Source organism: Sphingomonas sp. ERG5 (assembly GCF_000803065.1).
GTDB lineage: Bacteria > Pseudomonadota > Alphaproteobacteria > Sphingomonadales > Sphingomonadaceae > Sphingomonas.
In genome coordinates this window covers 241,640-261,108 of record NZ_JSXI01000024.1, presented here as the reverse complement: position 1 = coordinate 261,108, position 19,469 = coordinate 241,640, and the positions used below count along the sequence as shown (strand labels likewise).

Annotated in this window: 14 protein-coding genes; 9 read left to right on the top strand and 5 right to left on the bottom strand. The window is 64.4% G+C overall.

Going from position 1 to position 19,469, the window contains the following annotated elements; genetic code table 11:
- Positions 1 to 68: 68 nt before the first annotated feature.
- The 3 genes from OO12_RS26830 to secA all read left to right on the top strand — a co-directional run bounded on the left by OO12_RS26830 (position 69) and on the right by secA (position 4,112).
- Positions 69 to 944 carry an energy transducer TonB gene (locus OO12_RS26830; RefSeq protein ID WP_052215707.1) on the top strand — a complete coding sequence of 292 codons (876 nt, stop codon included), beginning with the start codon at positions 69 to 71 and terminating at the stop codon, positions 942 to 944.
- Positions 945 to 999: 55 nt separating this feature from the next.
- Positions 1,000 to 1,278 carry a hypothetical protein gene (locus OO12_RS09745; protein ID WP_034158446.1) on the top strand — a complete coding sequence of 93 codons (279 nt, stop codon included), beginning with the start codon at positions 1,000 to 1,002 and terminating at the stop codon, positions 1,276 to 1,278.
- A gap of 98 nt (positions 1,279 to 1,376) precedes the next feature.
- Entirely contained in the window at positions 1,377 to 4,112 is a 2,736-nt protein-coding gene (gene secA, locus OO12_RS09740) for a preprotein translocase subunit SecA (RefSeq protein ID WP_034158445.1), read from the top strand.
- Positions 4,113 to 4,317: 205 nt separating this feature from the next.
- On the opposite strand, the gene OO12_RS09735 is transcribed toward secA, so the two are convergent.
- Positions 4,318 to 4,899, bottom strand: a complete 582-nt coding sequence (locus OO12_RS09735; RefSeq protein ID WP_034158444.1) for a CC0125/CC1285 family lipoprotein — start codon at positions 4,897 to 4,899, stop codon at positions 4,318 to 4,320.
- A 227-nt stretch (positions 4,900 to 5,126) separates the two neighbouring features.
- On the opposite strand from OO12_RS09735, the gene OO12_RS09730 reads away from it, so the two are divergent.
- On the top strand, positions 5,127 to 7,364 hold the full coding sequence (locus OO12_RS09730; protein ID WP_160296773.1) for a CHASE2 domain-containing protein: 2,238 nt from the start codon (positions 5,127 to 5,129) through the stop codon (positions 7,362 to 7,364).
- A gap of 90 nt (positions 7,365 to 7,454) precedes the next feature.
- Here OO12_RS09730 and OO12_RS09725 read toward each other — a convergent pair whose 3' ends face one another.
- Both OO12_RS09725 and OO12_RS09720 read right to left on the bottom strand, forming a co-directional pair.
- Complete coding sequence (locus tag OO12_RS09725) at positions 7,455 to 9,266, bottom strand: DUF885 domain-containing protein (protein WP_200887430.1); 1,812 nt, start codon at positions 9,264 to 9,266, stop codon at positions 7,455 to 7,457.
- A 167-nt stretch (positions 9,267 to 9,433) separates the two neighbouring features.
- Positions 9,434 to 10,528 carry a citrate synthase/methylcitrate synthase gene (locus tag OO12_RS09720; RefSeq protein ID WP_200887429.1) on the bottom strand — a complete coding sequence of 365 codons (1,095 nt, stop codon included), beginning with the start codon at positions 10,526 to 10,528 and terminating at the stop codon, positions 9,434 to 9,436.
- An 80-nt stretch (positions 10,529 to 10,608) separates the two neighbouring features.
- Between OO12_RS09720 and OO12_RS09715 the strand changes: the two genes are divergently transcribed.
- Positions 10,609 to 11,733: a citrate synthase gene (locus OO12_RS09715; protein WP_034158442.1), complete on the top strand. Its 1,125-nt coding sequence runs from the start codon at positions 10,609 to 10,611 to the stop codon at positions 11,731 to 11,733.
- A gap of 79 nt (positions 11,734 to 11,812) precedes the next feature.
- Here OO12_RS09715 and OO12_RS09710 read toward each other — a convergent pair whose 3' ends face one another.
- Both OO12_RS09710 and OO12_RS09705 read right to left on the bottom strand, forming a co-directional pair.
- Positions 11,813 to 12,100, bottom strand: a complete 288-nt coding sequence (locus OO12_RS09710) for a hypothetical protein (RefSeq protein ID WP_034158441.1) — start codon at positions 12,098 to 12,100, stop codon at positions 11,813 to 11,815.
- Between the two features lie 215 nt (positions 12,101 to 12,315).
- Positions 12,316 to 13,254 carry a tetratricopeptide repeat protein gene (locus OO12_RS09705; protein WP_235364730.1) on the bottom strand — a complete coding sequence of 313 codons (939 nt, stop codon included), beginning with the start codon at positions 13,252 to 13,254 and terminating at the stop codon, positions 12,316 to 12,318.
- A gap of 134 nt (positions 13,255 to 13,388) precedes the next feature.
- Here OO12_RS09705 and OO12_RS09700 point away from each other — a divergent pair, with 134 nt between their 5' ends.
- From OO12_RS09700 to OO12_RS09685, 4 genes are read left to right on the top strand one after another with little or no spacing between them, the layout of a single operon-like run.
- A complete protein-coding gene (locus tag OO12_RS09700; RefSeq protein ID WP_034158440.1) occupies positions 13,389 to 15,842 on the top strand; it encodes a cyclic nucleotide-binding domain-containing protein in 2,454 nt (817 codons plus the stop codon).
- A 14-nt stretch (positions 15,843 to 15,856) separates the two neighbouring features.
- Positions 15,857 to 16,720: a hypothetical protein gene (locus OO12_RS09695; RefSeq protein WP_082006459.1), complete on the top strand. Its 864-nt coding sequence runs from the start codon at positions 15,857 to 15,859 to the stop codon at positions 16,718 to 16,720.
- A gap of 10 nt (positions 16,721 to 16,730) precedes the next feature.
- The gene (locus OO12_RS09690) at positions 16,731 to 18,542 is read left to right on the top strand and encodes a cytochrome c3 family protein (RefSeq protein ID WP_034158439.1); all 1,812 of its coding nucleotides are present in this window, start codon (positions 16,731 to 16,733) and stop codon (positions 18,540 to 18,542) included.
- 13 nt (positions 18,543 to 18,555) lie between these two features.
- A complete protein-coding gene (locus tag OO12_RS09685) occupies positions 18,556 to 19,401 on the top strand; it encodes a phosphodiesterase (RefSeq protein ID WP_034158438.1) in 846 nt (281 codons plus the stop codon).
- Positions 19,402 to 19,469: the final 68 nt, after the last annotated feature.

Genomic DNA, 19,469 nt, shown 5'->3' with positions numbered 1-19,469 from the left:
GGCGCGCGTAGTGCCGCTGCTCTGGGTCGACCGTTCGGCGACATGGGCGAGAAGGGAAGAATCGGGCAATGAGAGTCAGTTTCCCGGCGCTTGCCGTCACAGTGTTTTTTGCAGCGTCATCGGGCGTAGCAGTCGCCGGAGCGGTCCGCCCCGATGGAGCGGCGGAACTCGGTATCGCGCCGCAGCCGATCGGCAATGTCGGTGACTGGTTTCCCCTCGATGCCTATCCCGCTGCGGCGCGCCGTATGCACGAGGAAGGCAGGGTCATGTTTCGACTCGATATCGACGCAACCGGCGCCGTCATCGCATGCGCGGTGGTGGGGTCGAGCGGATCGGTGGCGCTCGATACCGTGACCTGCGATCTCGCGCGGGCCAACGCTCACTTCAAGCCGGCGATAGGCCGGGACGGAAAGCCGGTCAGTTCGACCTGGTCGAAGGCGATTAAATGGGCGATCCAGGATGAGGGCCGGTTGCCCGCCCTATCCTTTTCGATCGTTGAGCGGATTGACGTCGCGGCAGATGGCACACGGCTGTCCTGCACGTCTCAGAGCCAAGGCGATCCAGCAAAGCAGGTTGGCGCGCCGTGCACGATTTTCGATGATGCGGAGGGATTGCGGCGCATGAAGGGACCGTTCGCTGATCGGCATGCGATCGTGACGACTCAGATGTCGTTGCGAATGGACGGCGATCCACCGGTGCTTGAAGAGCATCGGGTCAAAGGGCGCACGACGGTGTCCGTGGCGCGAGCGACCTTCGACATTGCCCCCGACGGCACGGTGATCAATTGCCGCATCACCGAAAGCGAAACGCTGGACGGAATCGGTCCTACGCGACTTTGCCTGTCTTTCATCGGCCCGTTCGCACCCATTGCCGAGGCCTCCGGCTCGAGGCCGAGATCGGGGGCTATGTTGGTCAGTTCGAGCGTTGAAGCGGTACAGCCGTGATCCGCGCGTAACGGATGGACGACCGGCGTCCGGCGCACTACATGCGGTCACGGCTATGCAATTGCTGCTTTTCCTTTCCGCTCTGCTGAGCGCGCTAACCGGCGCGATTTCGGGCGTGCGCGCACCGGAAGCGCAGTTTCACCAGAGCGCCGGCGCGGTTGCCGGTGTGCAGGCTTTGTCCGTGTCACGTGTCGCGGCCGTACGGCAAGCCCGCGCCTGGCTGGCGCTGGTGGTCGAACCTCGGCTCGCCACCACCGCAATGGTACGGGTCGCAGCGCCGGATCTGGTGCTTTTCGCGCCGGTCCCACTGTATCTGAGCAAACTTCGCGAGTGAGACGCGTCGGCGCCTGATCGCGCCGTATCTCATCATTCTCCATTTCGACGGCAGGGGTGCGCCCCGCCGCGGTATCTCCAGACTTACAGGAATTCCCTATGCTCGGCGGCCTTGCCAAATCGCTTTTCGGCTCTTCGAACGACCGCTACGTCAAGTCGCTCGGCTCGATCGTCAACAAGATCGCCGCGTTCGAATCGACCATCTCGGCCATGTCCGATGAAGAACTCTCCAACCAGACCGCGCGGTTCCGCGAGCGGCTGGCGAACGGCACCAAGCTCGACGATCTTCTCCCCGAGGCCTTCGCCACGGTGCGCGAGGCGGCCAAGCGCGTGCTCGGCCAGCGCCATTACGACGTGCAGATGATCGGTGGCATCGTGCTTCATCGCGGCGAAATCGCCGAGATGCGTACCGGCGAAGGCAAGACGCTGGTCGCGACGCTCGCGGTCTATCTCAACGCGCTGCCGGGGCAGGGCGTTCACGTCATCACCGTCAACGACTATCTCGCCGCGCGCGACGCGGAGTGGATGGGCCGGGTGTACAAGTTCCTCGGCATGACGGTCGGGGTGATCATCCCCAACCTGTCCGACGCGCAGCGCCGCGAGGCGTATCATTCCGACATCACCTACGGCACGAACAACGAATTCGGCTTCGATTATCTGCGCGACAACATGAAATATGAGCGCACGTCGATGGTGCAGCGTGCCTTCTCCATGGCGATCGTCGATGAAGTCGATTCAGTGCTGATCGACGAAGCGCGCACGCCGCTGATCATCTCCGGCCCGACCGATGACAAGTCCGACCTGTATCGCAGCGTCGACCTGGTCGTGAAGCAGCTCGTTCCCGGCGATTACGAGAAGGACGAAAAGCAGAAGACGATCATCCTGACCGAGGATGGCACCGAGAAGGTCGAGCGCATGCTCGAGACAGCCGGGCTGCTCGAGGGCGCCAATCTCTACGACTTCGAGAATACCCAGGTCGTGCATCACCTCAACCAGGCGTTGCGCGCGATCGTGATGTTCAAGGCCGACACCGACTATATCGTCAAGGACGGCAAGGTCATCATCATCGATGAATTCACTGGCCGCATGATGGATGGGCGGCGCTGGTCGGACGGCCTGCACCAGGCGGTCGAGGCCAAGGAGGGCGTCGATATCGAGCCCGAGAACCAGACCATGGCCTCGATCACTTTCCAGAATTATTTCCGCATGTATCCCAAATTGTCGGGCATGACCGGCACCGCGGCGACCGAGGCGGCGGAATTCTTCGACATCTACAAGATGAATGTGGTGACGATCCCGACCAATGTCGGCGTGCAGCGCGTCGATGAGGAAGACGAATTCTACAAGGACACCGCCGACAAGTTCCAGGCGATCGCCAAGAAGATCAAGTTCCACGCCGAAAAGGGTCAGCCGGTGCTGGTCGGCACCGTGTCGATCGAAAAGTCCGAACTGCTCAGCGAATTCCTCGTCAAGGAAGGCGTCAAGCATGAGGTGCTCAATGCGCGCCAGCATGAGCGCGAGGCGCATATCGTGGCGCAGGCCGGGCGCAAGAGTGTCGTGACCATCGCCACCAACATGGCGGGCCGCGGCACCGACATTCAGCTTGGCGGCAATCTCGAATTCCGCATCAATGACGAACTGACCGAAATCGCCGAAGGGCCGGAACGCGACGCTGCGATCGCCCGGATCAAAAGCGAGATCGAGGCCGAAAAGGCCGCCGTGCTCGCGGCGGGCGGGCTGTTCGTGCTGGGCACCGAGCGCCATGAAAGCCGCCGTATCGACAACCAGCTGCGCGGCCGTTCGGGCCGTCAGGGCGATCCCGGCCTGTCGCGCTTCTATCTCAGTCTCGATGACGATCTGCTGCGCATCTTCGGCCCGGACACGCTGTTCGCGCGGATGATGCGGTCGAACATCGGCGACGGCGAAGCGATCGGCTCGAAATGGCTCTCCAAGGCGATCGAGACCGCGCAGAAAAAGGTCGAGGCGCGCAACTACGACATCCGCAAGCAAGTCGTCGAATATGATGACGTGATGAACGACCAGCGCAAGGTGGTGTACGAACAGCGCAGCGACATCATGGATGCCGACACGGTCGGCGACGTGGTCGAGGACATGCGCTCCGAAACGGTCAATGCCATCGTCGGCGATTCCTGTCCGCCCAATTCCTATCCCGAGCAATGGGACGTGGAAGGGCTGAGAACCAAGCTGGCCGACACGCTCAACATCGACGTGCCGCTTGCCGACTGGCTCAAGGAAGAAGCGGTCGACCCGGAAATGGTCGAGGAACGCGTGCGCGAAGCGGCCGATACGCATGTCACGCAAAAGGCGAGCGAGCTCGACCCGGAAACCTGGGTCCAGGTCGAAAAGTCGATCCTGCTGCAGAATCTCGATCATCACTGGAAGGAGCATCTGGCGACGCTCGATGCGCTGCGCCAGGTGGTCCATCTGCGTGCCTATGCGCAGAAGACGCCGATCAACGAATATAAGCAGGAAGCCTTCTCGCTGTTCCAGCGCATGCTCGACAGCATCCGCGAGGACGTCACGCGGACCATCGCTTATGCCGAGTTCCGCATGAACGACGAGCCGCCGCCGCTGCCCAGCCTGCCCGATTTCATCACCACGCATTTCGACCCATTCTCGGGCGACGACGACACCAATGATATCGACGCCGGTTCGGGCCTGATCACCACGCGCCTCCCGCCATTGTCGATCCCTCTGCCCAGCGGCGTGGAAACCGGCGAAGACCCCGCCGACTGGGAGGGCAAGGTCAGCCGCAACGCGGCCTGCCCCTGCGGGTCGGGGCGCAAGTACAAGCATTGCCACGGCGCGGTTTGAGGACGGCTCTGCCGCTCCCCGAAAAGCCGTTCGCCCTGAGCCTGTCGAAGGGCCGTTCTTCTTCTCGACGATAGAGAATGAGAAAGCGGTGATTCGACAAGCTCAGCACGAACGGGGAGGGGAAAGTGCCTCACGCCCGTTTACCGGACACGAAAAAGGGCCACGCCAACCTCGGTCGGCGCGGCCCTTTTTGTACGATCGGCGCTTATTTCGGCGTAACGACGCTCGGCCCGATCGAGTCCATCACGGCGCGGGCATCGAAGGCGCGGACATTGTCGCGCGGCTTGGGGCCCTTGCCGGTGATGATCTCGGCGGTTGCCTCGAACCGGTCGATCGTGCGCACGTCGATGTCGCGGTCGAAGAAGGGGTCGCCCCAGAACGGGCTCCAGCTGCGCCAGCCATAGCCCCGGCCGAAATAGCGCCAGCTTGGGCCCCAGCCGCCATAAGCACCGAAACCGCCGCCGAACGATGGCGTGGTATAAGTGCGCGACTGGCGATCGACATCGCGCTCCGTCAGGATGAAATAGTCATTGCCGCTCTGCACCGTCAACTCGGCGGCGCGGAACAGCAAGTAGCGCTCGACCGTGTCGCGCGAGGTATAGCTATTGCCCGAAAAGCTGATGAGATAACGGTTCGGCTCGACCTGGCGGTCGCTATAACCCTGGCGGGAAAAGCCCGACCCGGTGGCGGGTCGATAGGTGGATTCAGTCGCACAGCCGGCAACAGCCAGCAGGGCGGAAGCAAGGGCGGCGGTGGCGAGGCGACGGCGGAGCGGGGAGGCAGACATTCGATTTCTCCAATACGGCAAGATGCGATTGAACGAGCCGCATATGCCGTTAACGGTGGAACGATCCAAAAGCCGTAAGTTTCCGGTGAGGATTTTTACGGCTTCACTTTGTTTTCCCGGACCTGACTAACGGCTTAACGGGGTCGTTTCGCAAGCGTTATTCTCTGTGTTAGGGTACCCAAATCGTCGGAAATGCGACGAAATGGTGACGGGGCGGAATGGCGGGCATGTCCTTGCGGAAACTGTTGCGCGGCAAGGGCGTGCTGGTGCTGCCTGGCCTGGCGGCGCTGCTGATCATCGCGCTGTTGCAATTCATCGGTTTTGCCCCGCTCGACCGGGTCGGTTTGCTGTTGTTCGACAGCTATCAACGTGCCGCGCCGCGGGCCTATGAGGACGCGCCGGTCCGGATCGTCGATATCGATGACGAGACGGTCCGGCGGCTCGGGCAATGGCCCTGGCCGCGCACCGATGTCGCGAAACTCACACAGCGGCTGACCGATGCGGGGGCTTCGGCGATCGCCTTCGACATCGTCTTTTCCGAACCTGACCGGACCTCGCCGACGCGGCTCGCCGAACGGTTGCAGCGCGAGCATGGCGCGCCGGCGGTTCTCGCGGCATTGCGGTCGCTGCCCGACAATGACGCCGCATTTGCCGAAGCCATTGGCCGGTCGCCGGTCACGCTCGGTTATTTCCTGACTCGCAGCGGCAAGGGGCCAACGGTCGAGCCCAAGGCGGGAATGGCGGTCGCCGGATCGTCCCCCGATGCGGGAGTCACGCGCTACACCAATGCGCTCCAGCCGCTGGCCCCGCTGCGGACCGCCGCCCGGGGCCTGGGTTTCGTCAGCCTGACCGGCGACAGCGACGGCATCCTGCGCAAGGCGCCGCTGATCGCAGCGCAGAATGGGCAATTGCTTCCCTCGCTGGCGGTCGAGGCGTTGCGGACCGCACAGGGCGCGGGGTCAGTGATCGTCAAGTCGAGCGACGCCAGCGGCGAGCTTGGCGGGTCGGGGGCGGAAATCGTCTCGCTCAAGATCGGCGCGTTCGAAGTGCCGACCACCCCCGCTGGTGAATTATGGATGCATTACACCCAGTCGCGTCCCGAGCGTGTGGTGCCGGCATGGAAGATCCTCACCGACGCCCTGTCGCCGGCGGAGATGGAAAAAGAGTTTTCGGGCCGGATCGTGTTCGTCGGGGCGGGTGCGGTCGGGCTGCGCGACCTGGTGTCGACGCCAATGCAGGACCGGGACCTGGGCGTGATGGTCCATGCCCAGGCGGTCGAGCAGATGATTCTCGGCAAGTTCGTCGTCCGGCCCGACTGGGCGCTGGGGCTGGAGCGCGCTTTGCTGCTCGTCTTCGGCTTGCTGATGGCGCTGTCGCTGCCGCGGCTTGGCGCGACGCGGGGCGCGATCCTCGGGCTGGCGCTGGTCGGGGGCATGCTGGCGGGCAGCTGGTTCGCCTATTCGCGCCAGCATTACCTGCTCGACCCGACTTATCCGGTGCTGGCGCTGGTCCTGGTCTATATCTGCAGCACGGGCTTCACCTATTATCGCGAGGAGCGGGAGCGCGCCTATATCCATCACGCGTTCGACCGTTATCTTTCGCCGACCCTGGTCAAGCGCATCGTCGATGACCCCGGCCAGCTCGAGCTGGGCGGGGAAGAACGCGAGATGACCGTGCTGTTCTGCGACATCCGCAGCTTTTCGCGCATTTCGGAGACGCTCAGCCCAAAGCAGATCATCCGCTTCCTGATCGCGTTCCTGACGCCGATGTGCGACATATTGCTCGACCGCAAGGCGACGATCGACAAGTTCATCGGCGACGCGATTCTCGCTTTCTGGAACGCGCCGCTCGACGATCCCGATCAATATGCCAATGCAGCGCGCGGTGCGCTGGCGATGGTCGCGCGGCTCGAACAGCTCAATATCGACATGCCCGCGCAAGGAACCGAACCCTGGCCGGGCGAGGTCAATATCGGCATCGGCCTCAATGCGGGGCCCTGCTGTGTCGGCAATATGGGATCGGCGCAGCGCCTGTCCTATTCATTGATCGGCGACACGGTAAACCTGGCGTCGCGGATCGAGGGGCTGACCAAATATTATGGCGTGCGCATCGCGATGGGCGCGGCGCTGGCGCGGCATTTGCCCGGGTTCGCGATCGTGACGCTGGATCGGGTGCGGGTGGTCGGGCGCGACGCGCCGGAGACGGTGTCTGCGCTGCTGGGTGACGAGACATTGGCGGCGCGGCCCGACTATCGGGCGTTTGCCGAACGGCATGCACGGATGCTCGACTCCTATTGGGCGCAGGATTGGGTGGCGGCACAAGCCTTGCTGGACGCGGGAAAAGAGGCAGCGGCCAGCCATGGGATGGCGAAGCATTATGCATTGATGCGCGACAGGATCGAGCGATTTCGGGCCAGCCCGCCGATCGGCGATTGGGACGGGGTGTTCGAGGCGACCGAGAAATAATGGTATTTGCGGATTGACCAACCCCGTCGGAAGGCCAGTCGCCGCCGCACCATCATCTGGCGCGGCGGCAACCGGTCAATCCCGCGGCAATTATTGACGATGTGCCGCGATGTAGCGGTCAACCTGCTCCTCGAGCACGTCAAGCGGCAGCGCGCCCTGGCTCAGCACCGCCTCATGAAAGTCCCGGATGTCGAAGCGGGGCCCCAATTCCTTCTCGGCCCGTGCCCGCAATTCGGCGATCTTGAGTTGCCCTACCATGTAGCTGGTCGCCTGGCCCGGCCAGTTGAAATAGCGATCCACCTCGCGCTCGATATCCTTCTCCGATATCGAACTGTTCGATTTGAAATAGGCGATCGCCTGTTCGCGCGTCCAGCGCTTGGAATGGATGCCCGTGTCGAGCACCAGTCGGATCGCCCGCCACACCTGGAGCGACAACATGCCCAGTCGGGCATAAGGGTCCTTGTACACGCCCATCTCATTGGCAAGGCGCTCCGAATAGAGCCCCCAACCCTCGGTGTAAGCGCCATAGCCGCCGAATTTGCGGAACTTGGGGATGCCGGTCAGCTCCTGCTGCCGCGCGATCTGAAAATGGTGCCCCGGCGCACCTTCATGCGCGGCGATGCCGGCCACCTGCACCTTTTGCGTCTGGTTCATGTCGACCAGATTGACATAATAGATGCCGGGCCGGGATCCGTCGGCCGAGGGCGGATTGTAGAATGCCGTCGGCGCGGTCCCTTCGCGCCATTTTTCCACGGCGCGTACTTCCAGCGGCGCCTTGGGCAGCGTGTGGAAGTAACGCGGCGCCACCGCCATCACTGACGCGATCACCCCGCGTGCGTCGCGAAGATACTCCTCACGGCCGGCTTCGGTGTTCGGATATTTGAACTGGGGGTCGGTCCGGATATGGTCGAAGAACTGCTCCAGCGTCCCCTTGAAGCCAACCTCCTGCTTGATCGCTTCCATTTCCTGGCGGATCGCGGCGACTTGCCTGAGACCCAGCTGGTGGATCTCGTCGGCGGTCAGGTTGGTGGTGGTCGAGCTTTTCAGCCGGTCGGCATAATAGGCCGCCCCGTCCGGCAAGCTCCAGGCCCCGAAATTGCCCTTGGACTTGGGCTCGATTTCATCCAGCGCCGCGCCCAGCAGGTCATAGCCACGCCGGAACGGACCGGCCAGCGCCGCGCGCGCGTCGCTCAGCAATTTTTCCCTGGTCGCCGCCGGTGCGTTCAGCGCGGCCACTTTCTTGCTGAAGTCGGCCATCAGCGTCGAATCCGGGCCATTGTCGAACGGCGCGCCGGCGATGATCTTGCGCGCGTCGGCGCGGGCCGGCGCGAAATTGACCTTGTTGGGTATGATTCCCGCCGCCGCCTGCTCCCGCATCAGCGCGGCGGTTTCCCGCATGACGCGTTCGGTGTCGCGCAGGCGCGCGATATAGGCTTGGGCGTCCTCAACCGTGTCGACCTTGTGATTGTTGATCAGCAGGACCGGAATTTCGCCCGCCGGGCTGCCATTGGTGGAGACCGGAAAGCGCAGTTTGCGGAACTGGAATGATTCACGACCGCGCGTCACTTCATATTCGAACAGACGATAACTTACGCGCGCACTCTGCCCCAGCTGATCGGGCCGGAACCGGGCATGCATTTCCTTGAGTTGCCGCTCGGCCAGATCGCGCGCGCGTATCGCCGCGGCGTCGGTATAATCGTCCAGCCGATCATAGCTGGTCTTGAATCCGAGCTGCGTCTGGGTTTCCGGGCTCAGGCTGGTCTGTTCATCGAATGCCTTGTCCAGGAACTCGAGCAAGGCCTTATCCTGCGTGGCCGCTTGCGCCACCGGGGCCGGCGCGGGAGCGCTTGCCTGGATGAGCGGGACGATCGGTAGCAAGAGCAAGGCAACGGCTGAACGCATCGGAATCTCCTATATGTGACGCGCTTGTCGCGCGCCGCCGCGTCCTGCGCAATCGCTTCCCGGCATATTCCAGTGGTGGCCGGCATCACATGCAGGGAAATGGTGCTGCGCGGAACGGTCGGAACCCCAACCGCTGCGATATCCGCGCCTTTCAAGCGCGCGAGCGCTCAGGCGGCCAGTTCGCCGGATGGTGCGATGTAGCGGGATTGCGGGCGGATCAGCCGGCCAGTCATCGCTTGCTCACGCGCATGGGCGATCCACCCGGCGACGCGCCCCATGGCGAACACGCCGGTAAAGGCGTCGGTCGGAAAGCCGACCGCTTCCAGCAGCAATGCGGTGTAGAATTCGACATTGGTTTCCAGCACCCGATCCGGCTTGTGCGCGCGCAAAACCTCAAGCGCGATGCGTTCGACCGCCTCGGCCTGGATCAGCCGCCCGGCATTCCGGTCGAGATCGCGCAGCGCGGCCTTCAACGCGTCGGCACGTGGATCGCGGGTGCGATAGATGCGATGCCCGAACCCCATCAGGCGCTGACCGTCCGCCACGGCGCGGGTCAACCATCGGCGGGCATGATCCGCATCGGGTCCCGCTTCGGCAATCGCGTCGAGCATCTCGATCACCGGACCCGGTGCGCCGCCGTGCAATGGTCCCTTGAGCGCGCCGAGGCCCGCCAGCACGGCGGACGTCAGGCCTGCCTGAGTCGAGGCGACGACTCGCGCCGCAAATGTCGAAGCGTTCAGGCCATGGTCGCAAACCGTCACCAGATAAGCGTCCAGCGCGGCGGCTCCCTTCGAACGGCCGAGCATCCGCAGAATATCCTCCGCATGACCACGCAAGGGGGCGGGTGCGATTGGCGTCAAGCCCGCCGCCCGCCGGATCAGCGCGGGAAGCAGAACTGCCGGTGCGGCGATCAGGCGCAGCGCGTCGGCGAGGCCTGCCCCATCAGGCATGTATGCCACCCCGATCCGCATCGCGTCATAGACCGGCCGTTCGGCAAGGCGGTCAAGGAAGGGGGCAATGATCCGATACGCTTCCAGCCTTGCCTCACCCAGCATCGCGGCAAAGCGCGCCGGCTCGGGCAGTGGCTCGAAAAAGCCATCGAACAACAGATGGACGACATCCTCGAAGCGCTTCCTGCCCGCCAGTGCATCGAGCGGGAAGCCGCGGATGATCAAGCGTCCTCCGATGCCGTCCACATCCGACAATATGGTTTCCGCCGCGACCACGTCTTCCAGCCCGCTGCTCACCAGCTTGTTTTTCATCTGCCAGTTCCTTCTTGATCTCTGGCCGGGAAAATGATGGCATCCCGGGCTTCAATCAATCTTGATCAAGTGAATCAATCATGCAGGAATGGCTGGCCCGCGACGAGGCATTGAACCGGCTCGGAGTCCGGGCGCAAACTCTTTACGCTTATGTCAGCCGCGGTCTGGTCGAACGCCGCCCAGATGCCGGAGATCCACGCAAGAGCCTGTATCGCGCCGAGGATATTCTGCAGCTGACGCAGCGCCGCGCACGAGGGCGCCGTCCCGCCGCGATCGCCGCCAGCGCGATCGCTTGGGGGGAACCCGTGATCGAGACGTCAATCTCCACGGTGATTCATGGCCGATTGATCTTTCGCGGACAGGATGTTGTCTCGCTGGCGGAATCGGCAACGCTGGAAGAGATGGCGGCACTGCTCTGGGAACAGCCCGGCGGCGTCGCTTTTCCCCACTCGGGCATGGCCGGCGACCCATTCGTCGCGCTTGCCGGTGAAGTCGCTGGCGGGCGTTCGATCATCGGACGTCCGCGCGCAAAGCTGGCACTGGATGCCGGATCGGCGGTTGCCGTCCTTACCGGTGCCGTGGGCGGTCATGGCGACGCGCCGATCCATCGCCGGTTGGCAGGCGGGTGGTCAGTGGATCGCGCGGGTGAGGATCTGATCCGCCGCGCGCTGGTGCTGCTTGCCGATCACGAACTCAATCCATCGACCTTTGCCGTCCGTGTTGCCGCCTCGACCGGCGCGTCGGTTCCCGCCGCCCTGCTGGCCGGCCTGTGCACCTTGTCCGGACCGAAGCATGGCGGGGCAGGGGCTGCGCTTGCCGCATTGTTGACGGAGGCGGAACATGTCGGTGCGGAGGCTGCGGTCGCACGCTGGTTGGCGACCGGGCACGGACTGCCCGGTTTCGGCCATCCGCTTTATCCGCACGGCGACCCGCGCAGTGCCGCCTTGTTGGCGAACCTCACGCTCGATCCGGCGCTGACGCTCCTGCGCGATGCGGCTGCCGAGATGACGGGCGCGTTGCCGAACATCGACTTCGGTCTCCTCGCGGTCATCCGTACAGCGGGGCTTCCCATCGATGCCGGCTTCCGGCTCTTTGCCGTCGCACGGAGCGTCGGCTGGGCAGCGCATGCGATCGAGCAATATGCGGGCGGCACCATCATCCGGCCGCGGGCGACCTATAGCGGTTCTGTGCCGGGCATTGCCTGAATGGACCCCACGCCGATCCTGCCGCTTCCCGACACGCGCTGACCAGCGCGCCAGGACGGAATCCGGGTCGAGCCGGCGTTCAGCAGTCGTTGAGCATCCGATCGGGCTGCTCGGATGTCTTTACCAGCTCGACCACATCGAAATCATAAGATGTCCATCCGCGCCGGGCGACCGCCTCGATCGCAGCATTCCGCTTTTTCTTCGCCTCGGCCAGCGACTTGGTATGTCCCCAGAACACTTCGGTTCCGCCTTTTGAGAGATGGGCGACGATCCGCCAATAATGCGAGAATTCCACCGCGGTGGGGCCGATCGTCTTGACATAGCCGTCCGGTAGGGTTGCCGTCAGATACTGTTTCTTCCTTGCCATGAGAGACCTTGAATATGATGACGGCGCCCGACAGTCAGCAATATCTGAAAGAGGTGCGATACCGCCATCCTGATCGGCTTCGGGCGCGGTCGCTTCTGCACACCCGATATGGTCGGAGTGATTGGTTCGCGTGGCTGGCCGACGCCATATCCTTTCCCGCTGGCTGAGCCATCGTAACACAGCAGGCGGGCCATCCGCGACAGGGCAGGCTGGAATCATCCCGTCGGTACGCCCAGTGCACTCGCCTCGCTTTCGATCCGTGCCTTGGCCCCCGGGTTCGCCGCGATCGCCGCCTTGCGTGCCGCCGTGGCGCTGGCCGGTTCGCCCAGTGTCATCCGGCTGCGCATCAGCATCATCCAGCCGTCAACATTGGCGGGATTGGCCTTCAGCTTGGCCTCCAGGCTGGCGACCATGCCGCGCGCCATATTATTCTGCTCGCTGGGCGGCAGGGCGGCGGCGGCGCGGATCTCGGCCGCTGTCGGTCCCGGCATCGCGCTGCCGGCGCCCGCGCCCGGTGTCAGGCCGGCATGCGCATCGCCAGGGCTGATCGCGGCAAGGCGACCGGCGACATCGATGCCGTTGATCTTGCCGACCTGCGCGATGGTGCGGCGCAAGTCGCTTTCCCATGATGCCCCAGGCGGCGTATCGCGCAGCAGCGCCAGCCAGTCGTCGATCGCGCCCTGATGATCGCCCGACAGGTCGCGCTTCACCGCCAGGAAATAGCGGCTGCGCGGGTCCTTCGCGTCGATCGCGATCGCCTTTTCGAATGCGGAGAGGGCGGCGGCGGGCATCGGGTCGGTCGGGCTGCCCATCACGCGCGCTTCGCCCAGCGCCGACCACAGATCGGCGCGCTGTGGCGCGATCTTCGTGCCGCGTTCATATGCGATTGCCGCTTCCGGGAATTGCTGCTGCTCGAAGGCCGCCGCGCCAAGCGCTTGCCATGTCTCGACATTGTCCGGTGACGCGCGCGCTTGCTCGCGCAATGTCGCGAGGCTGGCCGGCTGGCCGGCAGTCATCGGCGCCGGATCACCCAGCGGCTTTGCCGCCTCTCCCGCGCTCCGCAACGACGCATAGCCGATCGACACGGCCAAGACGATTGCCGCCAACCCCATGATTAACTTGCCGGTTCGCGATGAATTGCTGGTCTGATCCATTGCCGTTCCTGCACAATGCCCGCGTGAAAGGGTGGCATAAGGTGCCGCCCGTGCTAGTGTCTACTGGTCTGTCGAAAGTGCAATCCCGATCGGGTGTCGCTTTTGTACGATGGGGGCAACAGGGGAGTAAATGCGTGGCGGATAAGGTCCGCATCGCGATCATCGGCTCGGGCCCCGCGGGCCTGAGTGCCGCCGCGCGCGCGGCGCAAATCGGCCTGTCGCATATCCTGCTGGAGAAGACCGACCATCTGTCGGACACGATCTTCAAATACCAGAAGGGCAAGCATGTCATGGCGACGCCCAGCCTGCTGACCTTGCGCTCCGACATGGCTTTCGCCGCGGGCAAGCGCGAGGCGATCCTCGATACCTGGAACCGGCTGGCGTCGGAACAGGGCATCAATGTCCGCTATCGCAGCGAAGTGACGGCGATCACCGGGATGCAAGGCGATTTCGCGCTCGCTCTGGCCGACGGCACGACCATCGCCGCCGAGACGGTGGTGCTGGCGATCGGCACACAGGGCAATCCCAATTTGATGCGCTGCACCGGCAGCGGCCTGGGCCATGTCCAGTATCAGCTCGACGATCCCGGCGAGTATATCGACGAACATATCACGGTGATCGGGTCGGGGGATGCGGGGATCGAGAATGCGCTCGGCCTTGCCGCCGACGCCGCGCAAGGCAATGTCGTCACCATCCTCAACCGCTCGGGCGATTTCGCGCGCGCCAAGAACGCCAATGTGAAATTGCTTACCGAGGCGGCGGAGGCCGGGCGGATCACCATCCGGCTGCAGACCACCCCGTCCGAAGTGCGCGCCGGCGAATTGATGCTCGATGCGCCCGATGGGCAAACCCGGATCCGCTGCGACCGGATCATCGCGCGCATGGGCTCGGCCGCACCGCGTGCCTTTGTCGAGGCGTGCGGGATCGAGTTCAGCAGTGCCGACCGGGAGGCGTTTCCGAAACTATCGCCGGTGTTCGAATCGACCAGTCCCGGCATCTTCGTGATCGGCGCACTCGCCGGCTATCCGCTGATCAAGCATTGCATGAACCAGGGCCATGACGTGGTCGAGTTCATCAACGGCAACCATTCGCTGAAGCCCGCCGACGAGCCGATTCTCGAGGCCAAGTTCGACCGTTTGCGCACGGGGCGCTCGGTCGATGAATGGCTCGAATTGCTGCGCACCAACATCTCGATCCTGAACGAGCTGTCGCCGTTGCAGATGCGTGAATTCATGCTTGGCGCGGAGGTGCGGGCGTTCAAGCCGGGCGAGACGATCTTCGAGCGCAACGACACCGGATCGTCGCTGTTCGCACTCGCGCAAGGCACGGCGCTGGTTCAGGTCGACAAGGATGATCCGGCGAACACCGTGACGATCGAACAGGGCTCGATCATTGGCGAGGTCGGGCTGATCTCCGGCCGCCGCCGTGGCGCGACGGTGGTCGCGGGCAGCCAGGCGATCATGGTCGAGGTGCCGCGCACCGCTGCGCTCAAGCTGATGGCCGCGGTTCCGGCGGCGAAGCGCGCCGTCACGCGCATCTCGATCGAGCGGCAGCTGCTGCAGCTGTTCGCGTCCGGCCTGACCTCGGCCGATCTGGTCGAGATTCTCGATACGTCGGAACTGATCACCGTCAGCGCCGGCCAGTCGATCATCACCGAAGGGGAGGAGGGCGAGGATATTTTCGTGGTCCGCGTCGGGAGCATGATCGTCGAGAAGATGGTCGGCGGGAAGCCGGTGTTCCTCTCCTATCTTCCGGCCGGCTCCTATGTCGGGGAGATGGCGTTGATCTCCGGCGGGCCACGTACCGCGACGGTCAAGGCGGCGGTCAAGTCGGAGGTGATCAAGCTGCACGGTGCGGCGTTCCGTCGGCTGATGCTGGCCAAGCCGCGATTGCTCGAACGCACCCGCGCCGACATGGCCGCACGGCAGAACGTCAATGCCTTTGTCGAAAGCCGCAAGAACAGTTTTTCCGGCGTGGTCGACATGTATTCGCAGACCGCGACATTCCTGGTCGAAAACGGCATCGGCGAGGCGACCGACGTGCTGCTGATCGACGAGAATCTGTGTGTCGGCTGCGACAATTGCGAAAAGGCCTGTGCCGACAGTCATGATGGCCTGTCGCGGCTCGATCGCGAGACCGGGCGGACCTATGCCCATCTCCATGTGCCGACGAGCTGCCGGCATTGCGAGCATCCGCAATGCATGGCCGATTGTCCGCCCAACGCGATCCATCGGGGGCCGGACGGTGAAGTGTTCATCGACGACAGTTGCATCGGCTGCGGCAATTGCCAGCGCAACTGTCCTTACGGCGTGATCCGGATGGAAAGCGTGCCGCCGAAAAAGCCCGGCCTGATGAGCTGGCTGATGCTCGGTGCGGGACCGGGGCCGGGCGAGCCATCGAAGAAGTGGCGCGCGAAGCACAGCAAGCCAGGGGTGGAGAAGCCGAAAAAGGCCATCAAGTGCGACATGTGCTCGGGCATCACCGGTGGCCCCGCCTGTGTCCGGGCGTGCCCGACCGGCGCCGCGATCCGCGTCGCGCCGGAGGAATTCCTCACCGTCGCGCGGCTCGAGAGCGAGGGGCAGTCATAGTCGGCCGCTCGGCCATTGCCGTCCGGGGGGCGACCAATGCGACGGCGCGGCATGATGGATTCCTGCGCCATAAGCGCTTCCGCTGGCTGAAGTTCTCGGCCGCGCTCAGCATCGTCGCGATCCTTGGTTACGTGCTGATCGATGTGCAGCCACGGCCCAATGGCGGCAGTTGGTACGGCTATACGTTGGGCACGATCGGGGTGCTGCTGATCCTGTGGCTGACCGCGCTCGGCCTGCGCAAGCGCGCGATGACCAGCGGGCGCTGGTCATTGAAGGCCTGGACCAGCGCCCATGTCTATCTCGGGCTCAGCCTGGTGGTGATCGGGACGTTGCACACCGGGTTCCAGTTCGGCTGGAACGTCCACACTCTGGCCTATGCCTTGATGCTGCTGGTGATCGTGTCGGGCATCTTCGGCATCTCGGTCTATGCCGCGATCCCGCGCCGGATGAGCGACAATCGCGAGCAGATGACGCAAATGCAGATGCTTGACGGCCTGCGTGCGGTCGACCGGCAATTGCATGATGCGGCGCAGACCCTGGCGCAGCGCAATGCGGCGATCGTGCAGAGCTCGCTCGAACAGGATCCGTTCGGTGGCGGGATCGTCGCGCGGCTGACCGGCCGCTATCCGCGCTGTGCGACCGCGCAAAGCTTCGCCGAAATCCGCGAAAGCACCGGTCCGCGCCCCGATGTCGGCACGGATCCGCTGGAGAAGATCGACGCGCTGCTCGACCGCAAGATGGCGATGCTGGTGCAGTTGCGGCGACATCTGCGCTACAAGGCGATGCTGGAAATCTGGCTCTATGTGCATGTGCCGATGACTTTCGCGCTGCTTGCCGCGCTGACCGCGCATATCGTCAGCGTGTTTTTCTACTGGTGAGGCGGGGCGCATGACCTTCCTGATCCGGCAGATCAGCCACACCGCCGACGGGCGCGAGATCGTGCGCGGCGTGGCGCATGAAGGCGACAGCGTCACGATCGGACGCGCGGCGACGAACGATATCGCACTGCCCGATCTGGCGGTGACGCCCAATCATGCGCGGATCGAACTACGCGACGACCCGCATATCGCCATCGTCGCGCTGGGCACGCTTGGCTTCGAGGTCGATGGCCGGACACGGCGCACTTGCGACATCAACAGCGCCAAGGGTGCGGAGATCGCAATTGGCGGCCATCGCATCACCGTCTCGCGCGATGCCGAGGATCGCGTCGTGCTGACCGTCCAGCGGGTCGAGGCGGTGTCGGACGCGTCCGAGTATCGCGAGGAAGCGGTGGCCTTCTCGCTGCAGGACCTGATGCTCAGCAAGCGTGTCTCCGCCTATCTGTTCGCCATCGCCATCCTGCTCGCCTTCCTTGCCTGGCCGGTCTGGACTTTCACTCATCCCGCGACGGACCAGCGCAGCATCTACGCGCTCAAGGCCGACCATAACTGGTCGAGCGGGCCGCTCAGCCAGGCGCATCATGAGCTGGAGGGCAATTGCACCGCCTGTCACCAGCAGGCCTTTGTCTCGGTGCGCGATTCGAGCTGCATCGCGTGCCACAAGGACGCGCACGAACATGCGCCGCCTTCGCGCCTTGCCGGAGCGCGTGCGACGCCGGGCTTTGGCGGGCGGCTGCTGCAGCGCGTCGCGACCGCGTTCGGCAAGCCGGGGCCGGGAGCATGTGTCGACTGCCATACCGAGCATGAGGGCGCCGGGCCGATGCCGCCGACTGCACAGGCCTTCTGCACCGACTGTCACGCAACTTTGAAGCAAAGGCTGGCCGATACGAGAATCGAGAATGCCGATGATTTCGGCACGGCGCATCCGCAATTTCGCCCGTTGGTCACGACCCTGGCCGGGGTGAAACCGGTGGTGGCGCGCGTGTCTCTCGACGCCGGCAGGATCGACGAGAGCGGATTGAAGTTCCCGCACAAGCTGCATCTGGATGCGCGGGGCGGCGTGGCGCAGATGGCGCGAACGCTGAAGGCCCGGCAGGGCTATGGCGATGTACTGGTCTGCGCCGATTGTCACCGGCCGACTGCGGATGGGGTGCGCTTCCTGCCGGTCGAGATGGAGCGGGATTGCCGGGCCTGTCACAGCCTCGCCTTCGACCGGATCGGCGGGACGGTGCGCACGCTGCGCCACGGCGACGCGCCGCAGATGATGGCCGATCTGCGCGCGCTCTATCGCTCGACCGCGCCACCACGCCCGATCCAGCTTGGCGGGATGGCGCGCAGACGGCCGGGCAATTATGCCGATGGGCAGATCTACAACATCTATTTTGGCGCGGCCGCGCGACGCCCCGCCGCCGGCGATGCGGCGATCCGCGCGGTGTTCTCGCCGGGGGGCGCCTGCTTCGATTGCCACACGGTCAAGCCGCCCGGCGTCGGTGGTGCGGCGGACTGGACGGTGATGCCGGTGCATCAGGCGTCGCGGTACATGATGAAGGGTTGGTTCGACCATAAACCGCACCGCACCGAAGCCTGCGTCAGCTGCCACGCCGCCCCGACCTCGACACGTTCGAGGGACTTGTTGCTGCCTGGCATCGCCACCTGCCGCAACTGCCATGGCGGGGAGCGATCGCAAGCGAAGGTGCCCTCGACCTGCGCGTCATGCCATAGCTATCATGCCGGCCCCGAGGCCCCCTGGGTCTCGCGCTTGTCCCTTGGACGTATCGCGGCGATGAAACCGGGGGATCCCGGCGGCGGAGCTGCCCCATGACAGGAGAGGCAATGTGCTGATTGCCCAGATCACCGATACCCATCTCGGCTTTGAACCCGGTGACCCGGATGAACCGAACCGCCGGCGGCTCGATGCGGTACTGGCGATGCTGGCGCAGGGCGTGAACCGGCCGGATCTGATGATCGTTTCGGGCGACCTGGTCGATCGAGGTGACGAGGAAAGCTATCAGCGCTGTGCCGAGGCGTTCGCGGCTTGCCCGTTTCCGGTCTATCCATGTCTTGGCAATCACGACGATCGCGAGACCTTCGCCAGGGTCTTCCCGCACGTGCCGATGCCCTCGGGCTTCGCGCACTATTGCATCGCGCTTGACGGGTTGCGGATCATCCTCCTCGATACGCTCGAGCCCGGGCGGCATGGAGGCGGCTTCTGCGCGGTGCGTGAGGCATGGCTCTCGGAACGCCTTGCCGAACAGCGTGACGTGCCGACGATCATCGTCATGCACCACCCGCCGTTCGACGCGGGGATCGACTGGATGAGCACCAGGAGCGACGAACCCTGGGTCGCGCGTTTCGCTCGCGCGATCGCCGGGCACGATCAGATCCGGGCGATCTGGTGCGGGCATCTTCACCGCGCGATCGTCGCGCCGTGGCAAGGCGTGCCGGTAACGGTCTGCCCGGCGACCTCGGCGCAACTCGCGCTTGATCTGCGTCCGATCGATCCGGCGGTGATGGATTGCCGGCCGATGGTGGTCGGCGATCCGCCCGGCTATGCGCTGCACCGCTGGCAGGACGGCGGACTGGTCACGCATTTCGACACCGCGCAGCCGCGCGAGACGCTGGCGAAATATGACGGGAAGATGCAACCGCTGGTACGCCAATTATGTGCCGAGCAGCCCTAGAGCCGTTTCGAGCTGAGTCGATCCACCGCCGCCCGTTCGCCCTGAGCCTGTCGAAGGGCACGCACAGC